Raw genomic sequence first — 20,982 nt, 5'->3', positions numbered from 1 at the left:
CATACGGGGATGGCACAAGCAAGAAGCCCCCGCAGTTGCAGTTGGGTCATCCTTGGTGGTCTGCCCGCCGGCGAGGCGCTTTTAATCTTTGAACCGGACTTTCCGCCGACAAGCCCACGCTTCGCGGGTCCAAACGCAACACGCTCCACCCACGCAAGCTCGAACGGACTCCGCGCTCGAGAACGCGCCCCACCCAGGGCCGGTAGGCCCGTCTCCCCACGATGGTCGACAATGACCGAGTGCCGACGACCTGCCCCTGTGGCCTGGGTGAGCCCTACGAGACCTGCTGCGGCCCCCTCCACGCCGGAACCAAACCCGCCCCCACCGCCGAAGCCCTGATGCGCTCGCGCTTCTCCGCCTTCGCCCACCAGAACGAGGCCTACCTCCTCCAGACCTGGCACCCCACCACCAGGCCCAAGCGCATCGACTTCGACCCCGACCAGCAGTGGACCCACCTGGTAGTCCACAACCGCACCGAGGGCACGCCGTTCCACACCACCGGCACGGTCGAATTCACCGCCCACTACCGCTACCACGGCGAACCCCAGGAACTCCACGAGAACAGCCGCTTCGTCCGCGAGAACAACCGCTGGCTCTACGTAGAACCCCTCTAACCCCCGCCACCCCAGCCCTAACGCGGCACGTTCTGCGACCCTCGCACCCCAGTCTCACTCCCCCGCGGCAACGTACAACTAGCCCCGGCATTCAACCCACCCACCGAAGTATCCAACCCACCCCTCTTCACCGTCCCCTCATACCCAGCCACACAGGGCGCAGGCTCAAAAAAGGTCAAAGCCAACCCAAAAGAAGCCTGCCCCCCACGCACAACCGAAGACCCCACACTCACCACATCCGGCACAGTCACCAACACCTGCTCCAACTGCCCCTGCCGGGTCACCATCACATCCGCAGTAGTCAACAAGTTAGCCAGCACAATCCCCAAATTCGGCCCAGACTCCCGCAACAAAGCACTGACCTCCCCCGCCGCCCCCGGCGCGGAAGCGATCAACCGCCGCAAATCACCATCCGCCGCCCGCAACCGCTCAGCCACCAACAACGCCGAATCAGCAAAAGAATTGATCGCCGCCGAGTGATCCAACTGCGTTTGCAACACCACCAGCGAATCATTCAACAACGCAGTCGTCTGCGGCAGGTGCTGCCCCGCCGTCTCCGTGAACTCCCGCGTCGCATCCAACAGCACCTGCAAGTCAGGCCCAGCCCCCCGCAACGCGTTGTCCAACTCCTCCACCACAGTCCGCAAAGACTCGACAGGCACCGACCGCGCCAAGTCATCCAAGCTGGTCAACACCTGCTCCACCGGCAACGGCAACTTCGTCTGCCACTGCGAGATCACCGACCCCTCCCCCAGAAACGGCCCCCCACTCCCCCGAGGCCGCAGGTCGACGTACTGCTCCCCCACCGCGGACCGATTGGCGACCACCGCCTCCAGATCCGCCGGAATCGCCGGAGCCCCCGCCGCGATCCGCAGCTCCACCTCCACCCGCCGATCCACCTGCCGCTCGACCCCCCGATCCACCCCCCGATCCACCTGCCGATCCACCAGCCGAATCGGCCCGACCCGCCCCACCGGCACCCCGCGATACGTCACCTCACCCCCGGTGAACAGCCCACCCGTCCGCGCCAACTCCAACTTCACCCGGTAGCCGTCGTCCACGACCACCAACCCCGCGTACTTACCCCCCACATAAGTGACCCCCAACAACGCGATCACCGCGAACAACAGGATCTGCACCCGCATCCGACCCGTGATCATCAACGGCCCCCGGTGTTCAAAGTCAGGTACGTGTTCAGGTAGTCGCCCTTGACCCCATCGAGCACCGCGTCGGTGAACGGGAACGTCAACAACAGCTCCAACGACTGCGGCAACGCCTGCCCCGCCTCGGCCAGCTTCTTCAGCGTCGGCTCCAACGCCCGCAGATCAGCGACCAGGTCCTCCCGGCTCCGGTTCACCACGTCCACGGCGACGCCCGACAGCTGGTGCAGCGTGTTCAGCATCGTCACCAGCTGCCCGCGCTGCTCGTTGAGCACCCGCAACCCCGGCTCCAGCCCGTCGAGCACCTCGCCGATCTCGGCCTTCTTGGCCTCCAACGACTTGGCGAACCGGTCCATCCCCTCGATGGCCCGCGTGATCTCGCCCTTGTGCTCGTCCAACGAACCCACAAACGTGTCCACAGTGGACAACAACGACTTCACCGCAGTCTCGTTGCCGTCCAGCGCCACACTCAGCTCCCGCGAGATGCTCTGGATCTGCCCAATCCCGCCCCCGTTGAGCAACATGGACAACGCCCCGAACACCTCCTCCACCTCAGGGTTGCGGTTGGTCCGCGCCAACGGGATCACCGCACCGTCCCCCAACGGACTCACCGCCCCATCCCCCAAAGACGACCCCGACGCCTCCCCAGGAGCACCCAGCTCCACAAACTTCTCCCCCAACAAACTCGACTGCCGAAGCCGCGCCAGGGCATCCGCCGGCAACCGCACATCCCCCCGCACAACCAGGTGCACCAACGCCATCGACCCATCCTCAGACAGCTCGACCCGCTCCACCTTCCCCACCGGCACGTCGTTCACCTTCACACCCGCATGCGGCACAAGATCCAGCACATCGTCAAACTCCACCACCACCCGATACGGTCGATCCCCCAGATCCGCACCCCCAGGCAGCGGCATGTCGTAAGCACTGGGAATCGCCGAACACCCGGTCAGCACCAGCACCACCGCGAGCACCAACACCCTCATCGAGCACCCCCAGGCACACTCAACAGATCAGCGACGAACTCGTTCAAGTTGGCCCGCGCGTTCAGCGTCCCAGTCGCCGGGTCATAGGCGTTGACCACGTTGTGCAACGCAACCGGGGCCACTTCCAGCACCTCGGCTAACGACTTCTGCTGGTTCACCAACGTCCCGGTAATCCCGGCCAAATCCTCCACAGTGGACTTGACCCGCTCCCGGTTGTCCCGCACGAACCCGCGCACCTGCTCCAGGGCCGTCGCGAGCTCCCCCAACGCCGCACCCAGGTCGTCCCTCTCCGCCGCGAAGAACCCCGACACGTCGGCCAGCTGCTCTGCCAGCCGACCCACCTGCTCGTCGTTGGCAGCCAACATGCTGGTGAACTGCTGGAGGTTGTCCACTGTCCCGAACAGGTCCTCCCGCGACCCGGACAACGTCCGCGCCGCGTCAGCCAACTGCCGGATGGACTCGCCCAGCGCAGACCCCGTCCCGTCGAGGTTCGCCGCACCGGTCTTGAGCAGGTCCGACAGCGCGCCCTCCTTGTTGGCGCCATCCGGCCCCAAAGCGGTCAGCAACGTGTCGAGGCTCTGGTAGAGGTCGTCCAGCTCGACCGTGCCCGCCGTGCGGATGGTGGTGATCACCGCACCGGCCGCCAGCTTCTCCCCGCCCGTGTAGACAGGGGCGAGCTGCACGTACCGATCCGCCACGATGTTGGGCGACACCACCACAGCCCGCGCGTCCGCCGGCACGTCGACATCGTGGTCGATCTCCAACTCCACCCGCACCGACCCGCCCTCCGGCACCACGCCGACGACCTCGCCGACCTTCACGCCCAGCACCCGCACGTCCGACCCTTCATAAACACCGACCGCCGCGGTGAAGTAGGCCGTCACGTGCTTCGAAGCGGGCCGCAGGAAGATCCACCACACCGCGACCGTGGCCAGCAGCACCAACACCAATCCCTGCGCCAGCGCGACGAACAGCCGCCGCCTTCCCCGAGTCCGGACGAACATCAGCGGCCTCCCGGTGCGCAATCGCGGCGGTCGCCGGGCGCGGCGACCAGGCCGCACAGGTAGGTGTCCACCCACTGCCCGTTGCCCAGCGAGTTGTTCAGCAGCCGGTAGTACGGCCCGGCGAGCGCCAGGCCCCGGTCGAGGTTCTCCTGGTTGCGCCGCAGCACGTCGGTCACCTTCTCCAGCTGCTCCAGCGCCGGGCCGAGCTGCTGCTGGTTGTCCTGCACCAGCCCGGACAGCTGGCGGGACAGCTCGCGGGTGCCGTCCAGCAGCGCGGCGATGGCCTCGCGCCGGTGGCCGATCTCCTCCAGCAGCTTCACGCCGTCGGTGATGAGCGCGGCGAAGTCGTCGGTCCGGTCGGCCAGCGCGCCGCTGATCTTGTTGGCGCCCTTGACCAGGTCGGCGAGCTGCTCGTCGCGCGAGGAGATGGTCTTGGACAGCGCCGACAAGCCCTCCAGCGCCTGCTTCACGTGCTGCGGCGAGTCGCGGAAGGTGTCGGACAGGACGCGGAAGCTCTGCGCGAGCTGGTCGGTGTCGATCTTGGTGATGGTGTCGGACAGGCCGCTGAACGCCTCGATCACGTCGTAGGGGGACGTGGTGCGCTCCACCGGGATCGGCGTGCCGGGGTCGAGCTTGTCGCGGCCCTCGGAGTCCAGGGCGAGGAACTTCTGCCCCAGCAAGGTCTTGATGCGGATGTCGGCACGGCTGCGGTCGCCCAGCTCCAGCCCGCGGACCCGGAAGGTGACCCGCACCTTGCCGTCGTGCAGCCGCACGCCGGTCACGTGCCCGACCTTCATGCCCGCGACCCGCACCTCGTCGTCGGCGCGCAGTCCGGCGGACTCCTTGAAGTAGGCCTCGTACCGGGTGCCGCCGCCGAAGAACGGGACGTCCTCGATGTAGAACGCGAGCAGCGAGGCGATCGCGATGAACGCGAGCCCCACCGCGCCGAGCAAGGCCGGACGCCGGGTCATCGGTGACACCTCTGTTCGGTGATCGGGAGCCCCACCGGCGGTCCGCCCGGCGCGGGCTTGGCGTCCGAGGACGCCAGGCACAGGTAGAAGTTCAGCCACGAGCCGTAGGAGGAGATCCGGCCGATGGCCTCGAACTTCACCGGCAGGGTGCGCAGGAACGGTTCCAGCTCAGGCGCGTTGCCGAGGTTCCCGGCCAGCACGCCCAGTGCCACGATGTCCTCCTTCAACGGCTGCCGTCCCTGTTCCAGCAGCGACGCGGTGCTGTCGCTGAGCGCCGCCAGGCCGGTGATCGCGTTGCCGATGGGTTGGCGGTCGGCGGCGAACCCGGACACCAGCTGGCGCATGGAGGTGAGCAGGGTGCCGAACCGGTCGTCGCGGGAGTTGACCGTCTCCAGCACGGCGTTGAGGTTCTCGACCACCTTGCCGATCACGTCGTCCTTGGCGGCCAGCGCGGTGGTCAGGGAGGCGGTGTGGGCGAGCAGGCTCTCCACCGTGCCGCCTTCGCCTTGCAGCACCTGGACGATCTCGTGGGACAGCTTGTTCACGTCGTCCGGGTTCAACGCCTGGAACAGCGGCTTGAACCCGTTGAACAGCAGGGTCAGGTCCAGCGCCGGCTTGGTGCGCTCCACCGGGATCAGCCCGCCCTCGGGCAGGCGCTCGGAGACCCGGCCGGCGGGCTGCTCCAACGCGATATAGCGCTGACCGACCATGTTGCGGTACTTGATGGTCGCGGTCACGGCGGCGGACAGCGAACGCCCGTTGTCCACCGAGAACTCCACGTCCACCAGCTCGTCGTCGACCAGTGTCATCCCCTCGACCTGGCCGACCTTCACCCCCGACATCCGCACGTCGTCGCCCTCGGCGACCGCGGTGACGTCGGTGAACCGGGCGGTGTAGGTGGCGGTGTACCCCACGTTGGTCCCCGCGATGGTCGAGGCCAGGAACGTCGTGGCCGCGACCGTCACCACCACGAAGATCAGGAACTTGGTCAGCGGCGCCGCTATCGACCTCATCGGACCCCCATCAGCAGGCCGGCCCACCCCGGCACCTGGTCCGGCGCGACGGCGTTGACCGGTCCCGCCGGGCAGTGCGGTGTGCCGCCCCGGCGGATGACCGGGTCGTCGCGCCCCGGCACGTACTTCTCCCCCGGCGGCACGACCGTCACGGTCGCGTGCATGCCGGGCTGGTCGGTGCCCTTGCCGAGCACCTGGTCCATGCGCGGGCGCAGGTCGTTGACCGCGACCAGCACGCACGGGAACGACGGCGAGTAGGTGGCGAACAGCTCCAGCGTCGGGCGGCTGCGGTCGGACAGGCCCACGAACGTCTCGCCGTGGTCCTTGAAGAACGCGGTCAGGTCGGCGGCGGCCGTGGTGAGGCTGGCGTAGACGGAGTCCAGGTCGGCCCGCTGCTGCGCGATGGTCCGGCTGGTCGTGGTCAGCTCCTTGAGGGCTTGCACGATGTCGGGGCCGGCGTCGGCGTAGGTGCCGGACATGTCGGCGAACTTGGTGATGCCCTGCTTGAGCACCGGCAGCTGCGGGTTGAGCTCGCGCAGGTAGGCGTCCAGCCGGGTGATGGTCTCGCCGAGGGTCTCGCCGCGCCCATCCAGCGCCTGCGCCATCGAGGTGAGCATCGCGGACAGCTTGTCCGGCCGGACCGCCTGCAACGTGGGCAGCAGGTCGTTGAACACGCGCTCGACCTCGATCGCGCTGGACGTGCGGTCCTGCTCGATCACCGCGCCCTGGCGGAGCGCGCCGGCCGGGTCGTCGGGCAGTTCCAGGCTGACGAACCGCTCGCCGAACAGGGTCTTGGGCAGCAGCCGGGCGGAGACGTTGGCCGGGATGCGCCCGACCTCGTCGGGCCACATCGACAGCTCGACCTCCGCGCCCGACCCGTCGGACCGCACCGCGCCGACCTGGCCCACCTGGACGCCGAGCAGCTTCACGTCCGAGTCGACCTGGAGCTGGTTGCCGACGTGGTCGGTGCGCAGCAGCACGGTCACCCGGGTGGTGAACACCTTCAGGTAAGCCGCGACGGACAGCCCGCACAGCGCGACGATCAGCGCCACGAAGACCAGCCCCAGCAGCCGTCGGCGGAATGCCATCGGTTATTCTCCGGGAAGGGTTTTGTGAATGCGGCCGAAATAACATTACCGGCGAGTACGTTACTGACGGGTGTCCGGCGGCACAAGCAGTCGAAAAGGCTTGTCAGTTCCATGACAAAAGCCGTGGCGCGGATCACTCACACCCGCACAAAAACCGGTCCCGCCCTGGCGCCGCGGCGGTTCGTGGGGCTACGAATGTTTCGGCCGAGTCCACGACGGGGGTGCGGAGCATGGTCAAGTTGGCGCACTGCGTCCGGGTGCTGCGCCGCGCCGGTCTGGTGGAACCGCTGCGGCCCGTTCGGGCGGTGCGGTCGCTGGTCGAGGTGCGGGCGCACGGACCCCTGCTGGGGTCGGTGCTGCGGGGCGCCCGGTACCAGCCCGACCACGTCGCCCTGATCGACGAGGACGGCCCTCTCACCTATCGCGAGCTGCACGAACGCTCCGCGGCACTGGCCCGCGCACTGCACGGGTCGGGCATCCGCGCGCACCACGTCGTGGCGCTGCTGTGCCGCAACCACCGAGGCGCGGTGGTGGCAATGCTGGCGTGCGCCCGGATCGGGTCGCGGGCGCTGCTGCTCAACACCGGGTTCGCCGGTCCGCAGCTGGCCGACGTGACCCGGCGGGAGCAGGTCGTGGCGCTGCTGCACGACGACGACTTCGCCCCGGTGGTGGCCGAGGTGCCGCCCGAGGTGGCCCGCTTCCGCACCGCCGACTTCGACGCGTTGGCCCGGTCCGCGCCCGCCGCGGAACCACCTCCGCCTTCGCGGCCGGGCCAGGTCGTGCTACTGACCAGCGGCACCACCGGCACGCCGAAGGGCGCGCACCGCGAGGTCCGCTCGGCGTTCGCGGCCGTGGACTTCCTCGACCGCATCCCGCTGCGCGCCCGGGAGACCTCGCTGATCGCCGCGCCGGTGTTCCACGGCATCGGGTTCGCGCACCTCGTGCTCGCGCTGGGCCTGGGCTCGACGGTCGTGCTGCGCCGCCGGTTCGACGCGCGCGAGGCGGCGGAACTGCTGGCCCGACACCGCTGCACGGCGATCATGCTGGTCCCGACCATGCTCCGGCGGATCCTCGACCTGGGGCCGGTGGAGTTGGAGTCGCACGACCTGTCGGCGCTGCGGGTCGTGCTCAGCTCGGGCTCGGACCTGCCCGCGCCGCTGGCCGAGGAGGCCACCAAGCGGTTCGGCGAGGTCGTATACGACCTGTACGGGTCGACGGAGGTGGCCGTGGCGACGGTGGCCACCCCCGCTGACCTGCGCGCCGCGCCGGGCACCGTCGGCCGACCGCCCCGCACGTGCGAGGTGCGCCTGTACGACTTCGAGGGCCGGCGGGTGACGCGCCCTGGCGCGGTGGGCCGGGTGTTCGTCGGCAGCGGCCTGCGGTTCAGCGGCTACTCGGGCGGCGGCGACAAGGACACCCTCGACGGCCTGGTCTCGACCGGGGACCTGGGGCACTTCGACGACGGCGGCCGGCTGTTCGTGGACGGCCGCGAGGACGACATGATCGTCTCCGGCGGGGAGAACGTGTACCCGTCCGAGGTGGAGAACCTGCTGGCCACGCACTACCAGGTGCGCGAGTCGGTGGTGCTGGGCGTGCCGGACGAGGAGTTCGGGCAACGGCTGCGGGCGTTCGTGGTGCCGGTGCCGGGGGCGCGCATCGACCCGGAGGCTCTGAAGGTCTTCGTGCGCGACCGGTTGGCACGGCACAAGGTGCCTCGGGAGGTCGTGCTGCTGCCGGCACTGCCCCGCAACGCGACCGGCAAGGTACTGCGCCGCGAGCTGCGGTAGCGGGTTTTTGTCACGGGCGGCACAAAGCGCACGGGTCTTTTGTTGTGGAAGTGCGCGTTGGTTGACCGCGGGCAAGATCAAAAATACAGTGTTCGGAATCACACCTGAGGCGTTTGGTGGTGGGCGAACCGCATGAACAGAACCGGAGAACCGCACGCCCCGGAATTACCGCTCATCGGGAACGTGGACCTGTGGGAGCAACTGCCCGCCGACCTGGCGCCGAAGTTCCGGGCCAACGCCGGCGCGGTCGCCACGGACATGGTCCGGGAAATCCAGTGCTCGATCGCCGAATACTCCCAGAAGTTGGAGGGGATGTTCGGCCAGGTGGTCGTCGAGGGCGTCGAGCAGGCGATCCACCAGTTCATCGACCGGATGGTCGACCCGACCGCGCAGCGCGAGGACCGCGCGAAGCTGTTCCGGCTGCTGGGCAAGCTGGAGGTCAGCGCGGGCCGCAGCCTGGACCTGCTCCAGACCGCCTACCGGATCGGCGCGCGGGTCGCGTGGCGGCGGATCTCGGAGTTCGGGCTGCGGGAGCGGGTGCCGTTGGCCACCATGTGCCTGATCGCCGAGGCGATCTTCGCCTACATCGACGAGCTGTCCCTGCGCAGCATGGAGGGCTACGCCGAGGCGCAGGCCCGCCACGCCGGGGCCGTGCAGCGCCGGCGCAAGCGGCTGCTGGACCTGATCCTCGGCGAACCCGGCTACCACCCCAGCGCCCTGGCCGACCTGGCCGACGCCGCGCACTGGCCGGTGCCGGACAAGGTCGTCGTCGTGGCCCTGGAGAGGCGCACCGACCAGCACCAACTGCCGATCCCCGCGCTGCACGAGGACATCCTGATGGACCTCGAGGGCAGCGAGCCGTGCCTGCTGCTGACCGACCCGGAACGGCAGCTGGTCGCCCTGGAGCACAAGCTCGGCGGGTGGCGCGCGGCGGTCGGGCCGGTGGTGCCGTTGGCCAAGGCGCGGCAGTCGCTGCGGTGGGCGCGGCGGACCATCACGCTCATCCAGTCGCGGGTCATCCCGGACCGGCCGATGGTCGACACCACCGAGCACCTGTCCACGCTGCTCCTGCTCGGTGACGAGGAGCTGCTGCGGGAACTGGTCCGCCGGACCCTCGCCCCGCTGGACGGGCTGACCGCCAAGCAGCAGCAGCGCATGAGGGAGACCATGACGGCCTGGGTGGAGACGCGGGGCAGCGCGCCGGAGGTGGCGTCGTCGCTGGCGGTGCACCCGCAGACCGTGCGGTACCGGCTGCGGCAGCTGGAAGAGCTGTTCGGCGACCGCCTGCACGACCCGGACGCGTTGTTCGACATGGGCATCGCGCTGCGGGCACTGCGCCTGCTCGACGCCCGGCGGCCGGCCTGAAACCGCGGCGACCAGCCTGAAACCGCGGCGGCCAGCCTGAAACCGCGGCGGCCGGGTCTGAAGACCGCGGCGGCCGGCCCGAGACCGCGCGGACCGGCTCAGAACTGCGCGGTCAGGGTCATGTCCAGCTTGTTGTCCGGGCCGGAGATCAGGCCGGAGAACAGCGGGTCCAGCTTCTCCGCGCCCCGGCAGCCGGCGAACGGCGGGATGGTGAAGGTCGCCTTCATCGGGATCTTGGCCAGGTCGAACGGGCCTTCCAGGTCGATCGACGCGGGGGTGCTCGTCTTGCAGTCCGGCCCCACGTCGAGCGGCTGCCCGTTGACCTGGACGTCGCTGAGCTTGATGTGCAGCTGCGAGTTGGCCTTGATCTGCCCGGCGGCGATCTTGCCCACGACCTTCGACGTCGGGATGAGGTCCACGCGGGCGGTGTTGGGCATGAAGCCGAACACGATGAAGTAGCCGCTGCTCGGGGGCAGGGTGAGGTCGCCGGTGAGGTCGCCGGTGATGAGGTCGATCTCGGTCTCCAGGGTGCCTGGCCCGATGACCAGGTCGGACTGGAGCTTGGCGACCCGGTTGACGCCGTCGACCTTGTACTTGAGCTTGAGCCCGGCGGCCGGCACGGGCGGCTTGACCTGCGGGTGCCGCACGACGTACTCGCGCGGCGGCGCGAGGACCAGCGCGAGCAGCGCCACCACCGCGACGACAAATGCGACTCTCACCTCGGACATCCCCTTCGGCGCATTCTCGACAAAGGTTTCACCGCGGCACGGCTGACAATTCGTTCAGGGCATCGGAAGGGTGGTCAGCTGGTCCGGCGCCGGCGGCGTGATGGTGACCGGTTTGCCCCAGTCGCGGAACACCGCCGTCACGGTCACCGGCTCACCGTCGGGCACCGGCGTCCTCAGCTCCGTCTTCACCGGCAGGTCGGCGTCGTCCACCCACAGCTTGAGCACCGAGGCCTGCCCGTTGACCGTGACGTGGGCGGTGTAGCGGACGGCCGACCGGCCGTTCACCGCCTCCTCCGCCTTCTCCACCAGCTGCGCGCCCTCGGGCAGCGCCTTGCGGATGTCGGCGGAGTCGCGGATGTGCACGGCCACGTTCGCCATCGCCTGTCCCAACGGGTTGCGGGTGTCCGCGGGATCCAGCTTGAGCCACGGCTTGTCCGGCTGCGGCGCCTGGCCGTCCGGGATGCGCACGAAGATCGCGTCCGGCACCATCACGTAGGAGACCTTCTCGGCGTCGGCGAGGGAGATCTCGCACGACGCCGAGTAGTCGTCGGTCCGCAACCCGCAGCTGCCCTTGCCGCTGGTGGCCAGGTCGAGGTCCACGGTCACCGTCCCCTTGCCCTCCGCCGCCACCCGGTTGGCCTCGGCCAGCGCCTGCGGGCTGTCGAAGGTCCGCAGTCCCGACGAGGCCGCCGGACCGCCGGTGCACGCGGACAGGGACGCGGCGGCCAGAGCGGCCAGGACGACACGGTGGGCGCGCATGCTTCTCCTCGGTCCGGAATGGTCGAACAATTCCCCGACCGGGCCACTGTAACCACCGCGAGAAGCATTCGGATCGGCCTGATTACAGCTTCGAACAAATGCGCAACAACACCGTCGAGAACTATAAAACCCGTGACAAGAACTACGGCTTGCGCACCGAGTCCAGCAGGTTGCGCGCGACCACCCGCAGCTTGGTGTTGTTGGCCTGGGACTCGGCGACCAGGGTCGAGAACGCCTCCTCCGCGCTGATCCCGTGCGCCGCCATGAGCACGCCCTTGGCCTGGTCGATCTCCGCCCGGGACTCCAGCGCCCGCTCCAGGCTCTTGACCAGCTCGCGCGACCGCTCGTACCGGCGGAACCCGGTGATCGCGGTGGACGCGGCCGTGGTGAACAGGCGCAGCAGCGCCTCGTCGAAGGGGTCGAACGCGCGCGGCTCGGAGCTGTAGAGGTTGAGCGCGCCCAGCACCGAGCCGTCGACCAGCAGCGGCGCGGACAGGTAGGCCTTGACGCCGGCGCCCTCGGCCGCCGCGGCGAACTCCGGCCACAACGCGCGGGCCTCGGCCACGTTCACCCGCACGGGCCGCTCGGTCCGCGACGCCTCCAGGCACGGACCGTTGCCCGCCGAGTACTGGTCGGCATCGATCGCCACGACCCGCTCGTCGGTGGCGGCGGCCGTCCGCGCCGTCCCACCTGCGACGACGGTGACGGAGACGTTCTCCGCGTCGGAGATGACCCGAGAGGCCGACTCGACCAGTTGTTGCAGCACCTCGTTCAAGGGCTGCTCGTCGGCCAGCACGGCCGCGAGGTGCTCGAACGCCTCACTCGCCTCGTCCAACACCGACGCGGGCGCTCTGTCTTCGATGCTCACGAGCACTTCTTACACCGCGCGGGCCATAATCGCCGCTACCGGAAGGGGGTGGAGCGGTGCGCGTGCTGCTGGTCGAGGACGACGACGGTGTCGCCGAGGCGTTGGTGGAGGCCCTGGAGGCCAACGGGCACCACCCGCGGCGGGTCGGGCGGGGCTCCGACGCGCTGACCGCGCACCGGGACTTCGACCTGCTCCTGTTGGACCTGGGCCTGCCCGACACCGACGGCCTGGAGGTGCTGCGCAAGATCCGCAAGGTGGCCCAGACGCCGGTCCTGGTGCTGACCGCGCGCGGCGACGAGCGGTCCATCGTGCGCGGCCTGCGCCTGGGCGCGGACGACTACCTGGTCAAACCGGTGCGGCTGGGCGAGCTGCTGGCCCGGATGGACGCGGTGGCGCGGCGCAGCGTCCGGGTGGGTCCGGCCGACCGGGTGGTGCGCGTCGGGGACGTGACCATCGACCTGGAAGGCAGGCGGGTGGTCGTCGGCGCCGCGGAGGTGCCGCTGACCACCAAGGAGTTCGACGTGCTGGCGGCGCTGGCGCGGCGGGCGGGCACGGCGGTGAGCCGGCAGCAGCTGATGGACGAGGTCTGGGGTGACGCGTACCTGGCGGTGTCGCGGTCGCTGGACGTCCACCTGGCGGGGCTGCGCGCGAAGCTGGACCGGCCGGGCCTGCTGACCACGATCCGCGGGTTCGGCTACCGGCTGGCCTCCGGGGACGGCGACTGAATGCGCCGCCGCCTGCTGCTGGTGCTGCTGCTGTTCTCCGCCGCCGCCGTGACGGCCTTCGCCGTGCCGCTGCTGTCGGCCACGGCCACCGAGCGGACGCAGCGGTTCCTGATCAGCCGGACCGCGGACCTGGACCGGTTCGCGGCGCTGGCCCAGCAGGCGGAGACGTCCGGGGACAGCGCGGCGCTGGTCGACGAGGTCACCGCGTACGTCGCGCTGTACGGGGAGCCGGTCGTGGTGGTGGACGCGCGCCGCCGCCCGGTCGCGCAGTCCGGCCTGACCGCCGACGACCCGGCGCTGGCCGACGTGCTGGACGCGGCGCTGCGCAACCAGCCCGCGCCGGACGTGCCGACGATCATGCCGTGGTCGACGGGGACGGTGGTGTTCGCGCGGCCGGTCGGGACGGGCACCCGGGTGGCGGGCGCGGTGGTGCTGCGGGCGTCGCTGGAGCGGGCGGCCGGGGACGTGCTGTCGCGGTGGCTGCTGGTGCTGGCGGGCGCGTTGGCGGCGGCGGGCGGGTCGCTGCTGCTGGTGCTGGCCCTGGCGCGGTGGCTGCTCAAGCCGCTGGCGGACCTGGCGGTGGGCGTGCGGGCGGTCGCGGCGGGCGAGCGGCGGGCCCACGTGCCCGAGCGCTTCGGCCCGCCGGAGGTGCGGGAGCTGTCGGAGTCGTTCAACCGGATGTCCGACGCGGTGACCGAGGCGGCCGACCAGCAGCGGCGGCTCATCGCGGACGCCTCGCACCAGCTGCGCAACCCGATGGCGGCGCTGCGGCTGCGCATGGACACGTTGAGCGAGCAGGTCAAACCGGAGGGCCGGCGCGTCTACCAGGCCGGGGTGGCGGAGTTCGAGCGGCTGGAGTCGCTGCTGGACGGCCTGCTGGCGCTGGCGTCGGCGGAGAGCACCGCCACCGAGGTCGCGGCCGGCGGGCGGGAACCCGAGCTGGCCGACCTGGGTGTGGTGGTCGCCGACCGCGCCGACTTCTGGCAGGTCCCGGTGCCGCCCGCGCCGCGGGTGCCGGTGCTGGTGCGCTGCCCGGAGTCGGACCTGGCGCAGGTGCTGGACGTGTTGCTGGACAACGGGATCAAGTACGGCGGCGGCGTGCGGGTGACCCTGGGCGCGGACCGCGCGGCAGGCAGGGGCTGGGTCCAGGTGGCCGACGACGGCCCCGGCCTGACCGACGAGGAGCTCGCGCTGGCCACGTCCCGGTTCTGGCGCGGCCGGACCGACCAGCCCGGCACCGGCCTGGGCCTGGCCATCGCCGACCGGTTGGTCGCCGCGCGCGGCGGGTCCCTGGAATTGTCCACTGTGGACGGTCTGGTGGCCAGGGTGGTCCTGCCCCTGGAGCCGGTCCTGTGAACCGCCGACTGTTCCTGCTGGCCCTGCTGACCGCCGGCTGCACCGGCGGCTCGTCCGCCGCCGGGCTGCGCATCGCCGCCGGCGAGAAGGGCGGCCTGTACTACGACTTCGCCACCCTGCTGGCCGCCCAGCTGCCCGGCGTGGTGGTGGAGACCCAGGGCAGCCTGGAGAACCTGCAACAGCTGCGCGACGGGCGTTCCCAGATCGCACTGGCCCTGGCCGACGCGGCCGGCACCGCCGACCCCGCGTTGCAGCTGCGCGCCCTGGGCCGCGTGTACGAGAACTACCTGCAACTGGTGGTGCGCGAAGACGACCCGGCCCAGACCGTGGCCGACCTGGCCGGCCGCCGGGTGTCGCTGGGCGCGGCGGGCTCGGGCGCGTCCCTGTCCGGTGAACGGATGCTGGCCACCACCGGCCTGGACCGGACCGTGCGGGTGGAGCACTTCCGCCTGGGCGAGGCCGCGCAGGCGTTGGTGGACAAGCGGATCGACGCGCTGCTGTGGTCCGGCGGCGTGCCGACACCCACCCTGGCCCGCCTGTCCGGCATCCGCCTGCTGCCACTGGCGAGCGTGCTCGGTGGCCTGCGGACCGCGTACGGGTCGGTGTACGAACAGGTTCCCGTGCCGGTCGGGGTGTACGGGGCGGTGCGCGAGGTGCCGACCATCGGCGTGGCGAACCTGTTGGTGTGCCGGGCTTCCCTGCCGGACGGGGTGGCCGCCGAGGTGACCCGGACCCTGGTGTCGCGGGCGGCGGCCCTGGTGCCGGAGCAGGCTCTGGGCACCCAGTTCCTCGATGTCCGCAGCCTGATCGGCACGGCTGGTCTGCCGCTGCATCCGGGTGCCGCCGAGACATATCGGGATTTGCACGGCTAGCGCCGGGGCAGCAGGACTGGGCTGGCCAGGATCAGGATCCCGGCGACGGCGAGGGCCGCGCGGGTTCCGGTGAAGTGTGCGAGCACGCCCCACAGCGCGGCCATCGCCGCACAGCTCGCCTTCGTCGTCACCGACCACGCCGACAGCGTGCGGGCGACGCGGTCGGAAGGGATCCGGTCGAGGCGGTAGGTGGCGAACACCGGCATGAACACGCCCATGCACAGCACCAAGCCGAACTCGATCACGATCACGACGGCGAGGCCCAGCGGACCCGGGCCGACGAAGGCCAGCCATACGGACCAGCACGCGCGGAGGGTGCCGGCGACCAGGAGCGTTCTTCGTTGCCCGAACCGGTTGGCCAGTGGCCGGGCCAGGCGCGCGCCGAGCAGGCCTCCGGTGCAGGCCACGCCGAAAGCCAGGCCGTACTGGGTGGGGGTGAAGCCGAGGTCGGCGAGCATGAGCACGGCCAGGAGCGGGGTGGTGGCGATGATGAGGCTGCTGACCAGGACGGTGTTGGCCAGGAGCGGGCGCAGCGTCGGGTGGGTCAGGATGTGGCGCCACCCCGCGACCAGGTCCGCGCGCCGACTGGTCGGTTGTGCGGGTGGGGGTTCCGGGGTGCGGATGGCGCGGAGGCCCAGGGCGGAGAGGAGGTAGCTGGCCGCGTCGACGACGAGAGTGGTCACCGGCCCCAACCACGCCATCATCAGGCCGCCCAGTGGTGGGCCGACGATGCTCGCGGTCCACGTCGTGGCCTCGAACCGGCTGTTCGCGGTGAGCAGGTCTTGGCGCGGTAGCAGGGTTTTCAGGTACGCGCCGCTCGCTGCCACGAAAGCGTTGTCGGCTGCCGCCGTCAGGGTTGCGACAACCAGCAGTTGTGTCAGCGTGAGCATGTCGAGCGCGAACGCCAGCGGGACGCTGATCACGGCGGCACACCGGACGAGGTCCGTCACGACCATCACCGGCCGCTTCCGCCGGAACTCCACCCACGGCCCCAACGGCACCGCGAGTACCGCACCCACCGCCAGCCCAGCCGCCTTCAGGGCGGAAACCTCACCCGGCCCGGCGTCCAGCACGAAGATCGCGACCAGGGCGAACGCGTCGAACGCCAGCCACGTGCCCAACGCACTCACCGAGTACGACGCCCACAACCACCCGAACCCCCGCCCCATGCCGAAGATCCAAGCCGCGATGGGGCGACTCCCGCAAACAACTCGGTGTTGTCAAAGGTTGCCGGTGTAGGCGTGCCGGAGCCAGGTCACCGTCTCGTCGTCGATGTCGTCGGCGCTGGAGATCCCGATCCGAACGGTGATCGTGTCGTTGCCCAGGGAGGCCGCGCCCTCCAGCCGTCCCTCCGGTTCGTGGCCGGCGAGGCGGAGGCCGAGGTCGACGCGGGTGCGCGTGGTGGGCTTGACGATGGCGAAGGTGCGGCGGGGCGAGACGAGGGCGACGTAGGTCTTGCGGGCTTGGACGTGCAGCGGGCCGAGGAGGGTGGCTTCGGTGAGCAGGCGGTCCAGGATGGGCCGCAGCTCGGGTCGGTCGGCGTACTGGCGGTCGACCAGCCCGTCGGAGGAGGCGGTCGCGAAGTCGGGGTAGCCGAACCGCTCCATGACCAGCAACAACTGGGCGTACCCGGTCACCCGCCGGGCACGCAGCCAATCCCGCAACTCGGGCTCGGTGGCCACCCCGGACTCCAACACCCGCCGGTTCCACTCCGGCACACCCTCACCGGTGGTGCGCACGAGCAGGTCGGCAGACCAGTCGACCATCCCGCGCCAGTCCTTCACCTGAACCATGCCGGCCATCCTGCCGCCAACCCGCCCCCACCGCTCGCGATGCCCCAAGATCCCCCGCCCCCGGCGCTGCGATCCTCCCGCCGCCTCACGCCCGGATCTGTCAGTCCTCGCCGGTAGAATGGATATCGGGGGCCGTGGCCCGCGCCCAGCAAATCGGTGACCCACAGACCGGTGGCCAACCAGCCCGGCACCAAACAGCGCCAGGCACCCAACAGCCCGGCCGCCCGACTCCGCCACGCCCCACAGCACCGCCACTGGCTGCACCCCGCTGCCAGCCCGCCGCGCAACCGCAGGCTTGAAAGCCCGCGCCGCATCAAGCAAGCCGCCGCACCCCAAGCGAGCCCGCTACCGCGCCGCCCTGCCACTCGCCCGCCGCGCCGGCCCTGTACCTGCCCGCCGCGCCGGCCCTGCTCCCCCAGCGCCACCAGCCGCGCCGGCCGCTCGCCCGCAGCACCGCCCGGCCGCGCAGCCGCAGCTCCACCAGCCGCGCCAGCCCTGTGCCCGCAGCGCCACCAACCGCCCCGGCCCGGTTCTCGCCGCTCCGACCGCCCGCCCGCAGCAGCGCCAGCTCTGTTCTCCCAGCGCCACCACCAGCCGCGCCGACCGCTTACCCGCAGCTCCACCAGTCGCGGCAGCCCTGTTTCCACAGCGCCGCCAGCAGCTCTCCTCGCTGGTGCCATGCGTGGGCGTGGCCTCCGGCCCCCGCTTCGATCGTCCCACGGGGGACCGACAATCCCAGGCGTGGCGGCGGCGGAGCGTTGTGGCAGAGGCGCGGGCCGAGGCAGGCAGGGCGTGTCGGGGTTGGGCGTGTCGGGGTTGGGCGTGCCGTGCCAGGGCGTGCAGAGGCAAGGGCGTGCCGGAGCAGGGTGGGGTCGGGGCAGAGGGCGAGGGGCCACGGAGGGCCGCGGTTAGGGGAGGCGTTGGCCTAGGAGCAAGGCGCCGGCTACTGCGATCAGGGCTGCCAGGGTGCCGAAGACTACCCACGGGCGGCTGGCGTCGGCCTGTTTCTTCTCGTAGCCGATCTGTTCGCCCAGCGTGTCGTACACCCGCCGCAGTTCCTCGGCGCTCGCTGCCTTGAAGAACTCGCCGCCCGACAGCTTGGCGATCTCCTTCATCGAGTCGTCGTCCACCGGCACCTCCTGCCGGCGGCCCTCGATCTCGACCACGCCGTCCTCGGTTCCGAACGAAATCGTGGAGATCGGGATGCCCGCCTTCTTCGCGTCCTCCGCCGCGTCGAACGCCCTCCGCGTGCCCACGGTCTCCTTGCCGTCCGTCATCAGGACGATGCGGGCCGGCGGAGGGCCGTCCGCGCCGCCGACGACCTTGCCGAAGGAGTCGATCGCCGCCAGGGCCGCCACGATGGCGTCACCGGTTGCGGTGGCTTGGGCCAGTTTCAGGCCGTCGATGCTCTGGGTCACCGCGCCGCGGTCGGTGGTGGGTGCGACCAGGACCGTGGCGCTGCCGGCGAAGGAGATCAGGCCCAGGTTGATGCCAGGGGTCAGGCCGTCCGCGAAGGACTTCGCCGCCACCTGCGCCGCCTCCAGCCTCGACGGCTGGACGTCGGTGGCCTTCATGGACAGTGACGTGTCGATCACCAGCATGACCGTGGCACGGTTGCGGGGGACCTTCTGTTCCGCGGTCGGGCCGGCCAGCGCCACGGTCAGCAGGATGAACGCGACCAGCAGCACGGCGGCGGGCGCGTGGCGCCACCAACCCTGCTTGCGCGGTGCGACCTTCTCCAGCATCGACAGGTTCGCGAAACGCAGCATCCGCTTGCGCAGCACGCGCTGGATCACCACGTACAGCACGGCGATGCCGGCCACCGCGATCAGCAGCAGGAACCACCACGCCGCGGTGAAACCCGAGAAGCTCATCAGGCCACCCCTCCCGACCAACGGCGCTTGCGGGCCACCACGAAGCGCACGGTGTCGGCGATCCAGTCCGAGTCGGTGCGCAGCACCAGGTGTCCGGCGCCTGCCTGGCGCAGTCCGGCGGCCACGCCGGCGCGGTGTTCGGCCGCCGCCGCCGCGAACTCACGTCGCAGCAGCGGTGAAGCCACGATCTCGCGCTGGCGACCGGATTCCGGGTCGGCCAGGACGACCGTGCCCACCTCGGGCAGGTCGATGTCGCGCGGGTCGACGACCTCGATGGCCACCAGGTCGTGCCTTGCGGACAGGGCGCGCAGCGGGCGTTGCCACTCCGTGCCGCCCAGGAAGTCCGAGATCACCACGACGAGTCCACGCCGGCGTGGCGGGCGGCGTAGTTGCTCGACCAAGTCTGTCAGGGAACCGCGGGTGCCTTCGGGTGCGCGAGGGGTCTCGGCGACCTTGCGGATGAGGCTGCGCGCGTGTGCCAGGCCGCCTCGGGCGGGCACGCGGACCAGCTTCTCGCCGGTGGACACCAGGGCGCCGATCCGGTTGCCGCCGCCGCGGGTCAGGTGTGCGACGGCCGCGGTGGCCGCCACGACCAGGTCGCGCTTCTCGCACGCGGCGGTGCCGAAGTCCAGGGACGGGGACAGGTCGATCGCCAGCCACGTCTCCAGCTCGCGGTCGGCGACGGTCTCGCGGATGTGCGGAACGGTGGTGCGCGCGGTGACCGCCCAGTCCATCCGGCGCACGTCGTCGCCGGGCTGGTAGGGCCGGGCCTCGCCGGGCTCGGAACCGGGTCCGGGCACCAGGCCCAGGTGGTTGCCCTGGAGCAGGCCGTCCAGCCGGCGGCGGACCTCCAGCTCCAGGGTGCGCAGCGCGGCCTCCATGCGACCGCCGTGCAGGACCGGCGGGGCCCACGAGGGGCGCGCGTCGGCGGAGGGCTCTTCGGAGGTCACGGCCTACCCGCGGGCTGCGGCGCCTGCGGACGGGCGGAGACCTGCGGCAGCGGCACGGTCTGGAGCACCCGCGTGATGATGTGGTCCAGCGGCACGCCGTCGGCCAGCGCGTCGTAGGACAGCACGAGCCGGTGCCGCAGCACGTCGGGCACGACGTCCACGACGTCCTGGGGCAGCACGTAGTCCCGACCCCGGACCAGGGCCAGCGCGCGGGCGGCGGCGATGATGCCCAGCGAGGCGCGCGGCGAGGCGCCGTAGGCGACCCAGCCGGCCACGTCGGTGAGCTGGTGCTCCTTGGGCGCGCGGGTCGCGATGACCAGCCGCACCACGTAGTCCACCAGCGCGTGGTGCACGAACACCTTGGACGCCACGCCCTGGAGGCGGACCAGTTCCTCGGGGCTGAGCACCTGGTGCGGGACGGGCGGCTCGACGCCCATCCGGTAGACGATCTCCCGCTCCTCCTCCGCGGTCGGGTACTCGACCTGGATCTTGAACAGGAAGCGGTCGCGCTGCGCCTCGGGCAGCGGGTAGACGCCCTCGTTCTCGATGGGGTTCTGGGTGGCCAGCACCAGGAACGGGTTGGGCATCGGGAAGGTCTTGCCGCCGATGGACACGTGCCGCTCGGCCATGACCTCCAGCATCGCGCTCTGCACCTTGGCGGGCGCGCGGTTGATCTCGTCGGCGAGCACGAAGTTGGCCACGACGGGGCCGAGTTCGACGTCGAAGGTCTCGCTGCCCTGCCGGTAGATGCGGGTGCCGAGGATGTCGGCGGGCACCAGGTCCGGGGTGAACTGGACGCGCGAGAACGACCCGCCCACGACGTTGGCGAAGGTCTCCACGGCCAGCGTCTTGGCCACGCCGGGCACGCCTTCCAGCAGCAGGTGCCCCTTGGCCAGCAGGCCGACGAGCATGCGCTCGACCAGCCGGTCCTGGCCGACGATCACCCGCTTGACCTCGAACACGGTGCGTTCGAGCAACTGGGCGTCACGAGCCGGCGTGTTGGGCGCCTCGGCGGCGGGCTCGGACAACGGTCCTCCTAGACGGGGTTGTGCGACGGTGCCCAAGTCTT

20 protein-coding genes are annotated in these 20,982 nt (G+C 70.8%); 6 read left to right on the top strand and 14 right to left on the bottom strand.

The features are described from left to right. The first annotated feature begins 221 nt into the window (after window positions 1-221). On the top strand, window positions 222-614 hold the full coding sequence (locus WBN91_RS09355; RefSeq protein WP_337726633.1) for a YchJ family protein: 393 nt from the start codon (window positions 222-224) through the stop codon (window positions 612-614). A 17-nt stretch (window positions 615-631) separates the two neighbouring features. Here WBN91_RS09355 and WBN91_RS09350 read toward each other — a convergent pair whose 3' ends face one another. The 6 genes from WBN91_RS09350 to WBN91_RS09325 are packed head-to-tail and all read right to left on the bottom strand — an operon-like array spanning window position 632 to window position 6,836. After that, entirely contained in the window at window positions 632-1,759 is a 1,128-nt protein-coding gene (locus WBN91_RS09350) for an MlaD family protein (protein ID WP_337726632.1), read from the bottom strand. Between the two features lie 14 nt (window positions 1,760-1,773). Next, a complete protein-coding gene (locus WBN91_RS09345; RefSeq protein WP_337726631.1) occupies window positions 1,774-2,760 on the bottom strand; it encodes an MCE family protein in 987 nt (328 codons plus the stop codon). Next, a complete protein-coding gene (locus WBN91_RS09340; protein ID WP_337726630.1) occupies window positions 2,757-3,764 on the bottom strand; it encodes an MCE family protein in 1,008 nt (335 codons plus the stop codon). Before WBN91_RS09340 ends, WBN91_RS09345 begins: the two co-directional genes overlap by 4 nt. Continuing rightward, window positions 3,764-4,735 carry an MCE family protein gene (locus WBN91_RS09335; protein WP_337726629.1) on the bottom strand — a complete coding sequence of 324 codons (972 nt, stop codon included), beginning with the start codon at window positions 4,733-4,735 and terminating at the stop codon, window positions 3,764-3,766. Before WBN91_RS09335 ends, WBN91_RS09340 begins: the two co-directional genes overlap by 1 nt. Continuing rightward, window positions 4,732-5,748 carry an MlaD family protein gene (locus WBN91_RS09330; protein ID WP_337726628.1) on the bottom strand — a complete coding sequence of 339 codons (1,017 nt, stop codon included), beginning with the start codon at window positions 5,746-5,748 and terminating at the stop codon, window positions 4,732-4,734. Before WBN91_RS09330 ends, WBN91_RS09335 begins: the two co-directional genes overlap by 4 nt. Then, a complete protein-coding gene (locus WBN91_RS09325) occupies window positions 5,745-6,836 on the bottom strand; it encodes an MCE family protein (RefSeq protein ID WP_337726627.1) in 1,092 nt (363 codons plus the stop codon). The genes WBN91_RS09330 and WBN91_RS09325 overlap by 4 nt, the downstream gene beginning before the upstream one ends. 230 nt (window positions 6,837-7,066) lie before the next feature. Here WBN91_RS09325 and WBN91_RS09320 point away from each other — a divergent pair, with 230 nt between their 5' ends. Together WBN91_RS09320 and WBN91_RS09315 are read left to right on the top strand one after the other, a co-directional pair. Then, window positions 7,067-8,623, top strand: coding sequence for an AMP-binding protein (locus WBN91_RS09320; RefSeq protein WP_337726626.1), 1,557 nt, complete (start codon window positions 7,067-7,069; stop codon window positions 8,621-8,623). 132 nt (window positions 8,624-8,755) lie between these two features. After that, window positions 8,756-9,988 carry a helix-turn-helix domain-containing protein gene (locus WBN91_RS09315; protein ID WP_337726625.1) on the top strand — a complete coding sequence of 411 codons (1,233 nt, stop codon included), beginning with the start codon at window positions 8,756-8,758 and terminating at the stop codon, window positions 9,986-9,988. A gap of 98 nt (window positions 9,989-10,086) precedes the next feature. On the opposite strand, the gene WBN91_RS09310 is transcribed toward WBN91_RS09315, so the two are convergent. The 3 genes from WBN91_RS09310 to WBN91_RS09300 form a co-directional block, all read right to left on the bottom strand. After that, window positions 10,087-10,707, bottom strand: a complete 621-nt coding sequence (locus WBN91_RS09310; RefSeq protein ID WP_337726624.1) for a hypothetical protein — start codon at window positions 10,705-10,707, stop codon at window positions 10,087-10,089. Window positions 10,708-10,770: 63 nt separating this feature from the next. Continuing rightward, complete coding sequence (locus tag WBN91_RS09305) at window positions 10,771-11,475, bottom strand: hypothetical protein (RefSeq protein ID WP_337726623.1); 705 nt, start codon at window positions 11,473-11,475, stop codon at window positions 10,771-10,773. 142 nt (window positions 11,476-11,617) lie between these two features. Further along, a complete protein-coding gene (locus tag WBN91_RS09300; RefSeq protein WP_337726622.1) occupies window positions 11,618-12,343 on the bottom strand; it encodes a GAF and ANTAR domain-containing protein in 726 nt (241 codons plus the stop codon). A 56-nt stretch (window positions 12,344-12,399) separates the two neighbouring features. Here WBN91_RS09300 and WBN91_RS09295 point away from each other — a divergent pair, with 56 nt between their 5' ends. From WBN91_RS09295 to WBN91_RS09285, 3 genes are read left to right on the top strand one after another with little or no spacing between them, the layout of a single operon-like run. Beyond that, on the top strand, window positions 12,400-13,068 hold the full coding sequence (locus WBN91_RS09295) for a response regulator transcription factor (RefSeq protein WP_337726621.1): 669 nt from the start codon (window positions 12,400-12,402) through the stop codon (window positions 13,066-13,068). After that, a complete protein-coding gene (locus WBN91_RS09290; RefSeq protein ID WP_337726620.1) occupies window positions 13,069-14,424 on the top strand; it encodes a sensor histidine kinase in 1,356 nt (451 codons plus the stop codon). Continuing rightward, entirely contained in the window at window positions 14,421-15,296 is an 876-nt protein-coding gene (locus WBN91_RS09285; protein ID WP_337726619.1) for a TAXI family TRAP transporter solute-binding subunit, read from the top strand. Before WBN91_RS09290 ends, WBN91_RS09285 begins: the two co-directional genes overlap by 4 nt. Here WBN91_RS09285 and WBN91_RS09280 read toward each other — a convergent pair. From WBN91_RS09280 to WBN91_RS09260, 5 genes are all read right to left on the bottom strand, one after another. After that, entirely contained in the window at window positions 15,293-16,465 is a 1,173-nt protein-coding gene (locus WBN91_RS09280; protein ID WP_337726618.1) for an MFS transporter, read from the bottom strand. The genes WBN91_RS09285 and WBN91_RS09280 overlap by 4 nt on opposite strands. A gap of 51 nt (window positions 16,466-16,516) precedes the next feature. Then, window positions 16,517-17,089, bottom strand: coding sequence for a DUF5655 domain-containing protein (locus WBN91_RS09275; RefSeq protein WP_337726617.1), 573 nt, complete (start codon window positions 17,087-17,089; stop codon window positions 16,517-16,519). 908 nt (window positions 17,090-17,997) lie between these two features. Next, entirely contained in the window at window positions 17,998-18,963 is a 966-nt protein-coding gene (locus WBN91_RS09270) for a VWA domain-containing protein (protein ID WP_337726616.1), read from the bottom strand. Next, window positions 18,963-19,844 carry a DUF58 domain-containing protein gene (locus WBN91_RS09265; RefSeq protein ID WP_337726636.1) on the bottom strand — a complete coding sequence of 294 codons (882 nt, stop codon included), beginning with the start codon at window positions 19,842-19,844 and terminating at the stop codon, window positions 18,963-18,965. Before WBN91_RS09265 ends, WBN91_RS09270 begins: the two co-directional genes overlap by 1 nt. Before the next feature lie 65 nt (window positions 19,845-19,909). Continuing rightward, entirely contained in the window at window positions 19,910-20,941 is a 1,032-nt protein-coding gene (locus WBN91_RS09260) for an AAA family ATPase (RefSeq protein ID WP_337726615.1), read from the bottom strand. Window positions 20,942-20,982 lie beyond the last annotated feature (41 nt).

It is taken from the genome of Saccharothrix sp. CCNWYY140, from assembly GCF_037401995.1.
Taxonomy (GTDB): domain Bacteria; phylum Actinomycetota; class Actinomycetes; order Mycobacteriales; family Pseudonocardiaceae; genus Actinosynnema.
Note: the sequence above shows the minus strand (reverse complement) of the source record. Positions and strands in the feature narration are given on the sequence as shown.

Coding starts and splice junctions, on each gene's coding strand:
- WBN91_RS09305 (WP_337726623.1), bottom strand. CDS start 11,475: ATGCGCGCCCACCGTGTCGTCCTGGCCGCTCTGGCCGCCGCGTCCCTG.
- WBN91_RS09275 (WP_337726617.1), bottom strand. CDS start 17,089: ATGGTTCAGGTGAAGGACTGGCGCGGGATGGTCGACTGGTCTGCCGAC.
- WBN91_RS09265 (WP_337726636.1), bottom strand. CDS start 19,844: ATGGAGGCCGCGCTGCGCACCCTGGAGCTGGAGGTCCGCCGCCGGCTG.
- WBN91_RS09330 (WP_337726628.1), bottom strand. CDS start 5,748: ATGAGGTCGATAGCGGCGCCGCTGACCAAGTTCCTGATCTTCGTGGTG.
- WBN91_RS09355 (WP_337726633.1), top strand. CDS start 222: ATGGTCGACAATGACCGAGTGCCGACGACCTGCCCCTGTGGCCTGGGT.
- WBN91_RS09315 (WP_337726625.1), top strand. CDS start 8,756: ATGAACAGAACCGGAGAACCGCACGCCCCGGAATTACCGCTCATCGGG.
- WBN91_RS09335 (WP_337726629.1), bottom strand. CDS start 4,735: ATGACCCGGCGTCCGGCCTTGCTCGGCGCGGTGGGGCTCGCGTTCATC.
- WBN91_RS09320 (WP_337726626.1), top strand. CDS start 7,067: ATGGTCAAGTTGGCGCACTGCGTCCGGGTGCTGCGCCGCGCCGGTCTG.
- WBN91_RS09290 (WP_337726620.1), top strand. CDS start 13,069: ATGCGCCGCCGCCTGCTGCTGGTGCTGCTGCTGTTCTCCGCCGCCGCC.
- WBN91_RS09270 (WP_337726616.1), bottom strand. CDS start 18,963: ATGAGCTTCTCGGGTTTCACCGCGGCGTGGTGGTTCCTGCTGCTGATC.
- WBN91_RS09325 (WP_337726627.1), bottom strand. CDS start 6,836: ATGGCATTCCGCCGACGGCTGCTGGGGCTGGTCTTCGTGGCGCTGATC.
- WBN91_RS09350 (WP_337726632.1), bottom strand. CDS start 1,759: ATGCGGGTGCAGATCCTGTTGTTCGCGGTGATCGCGTTGTTGGGGGTC.
- WBN91_RS09345 (WP_337726631.1), bottom strand. CDS start 2,760: ATGAGGGTGTTGGTGCTCGCGGTGGTGCTGGTGCTGACCGGGTGTTCG.
- WBN91_RS09280 (WP_337726618.1), bottom strand. CDS start 16,465: ATGGGGCGGGGGTTCGGGTGGTTGTGGGCGTCGTACTCGGTGAGTGCG.
- WBN91_RS09340 (WP_337726630.1), bottom strand. CDS start 3,764: ATGTTCGTCCGGACTCGGGGAAGGCGGCGGCTGTTCGTCGCGCTGGCG.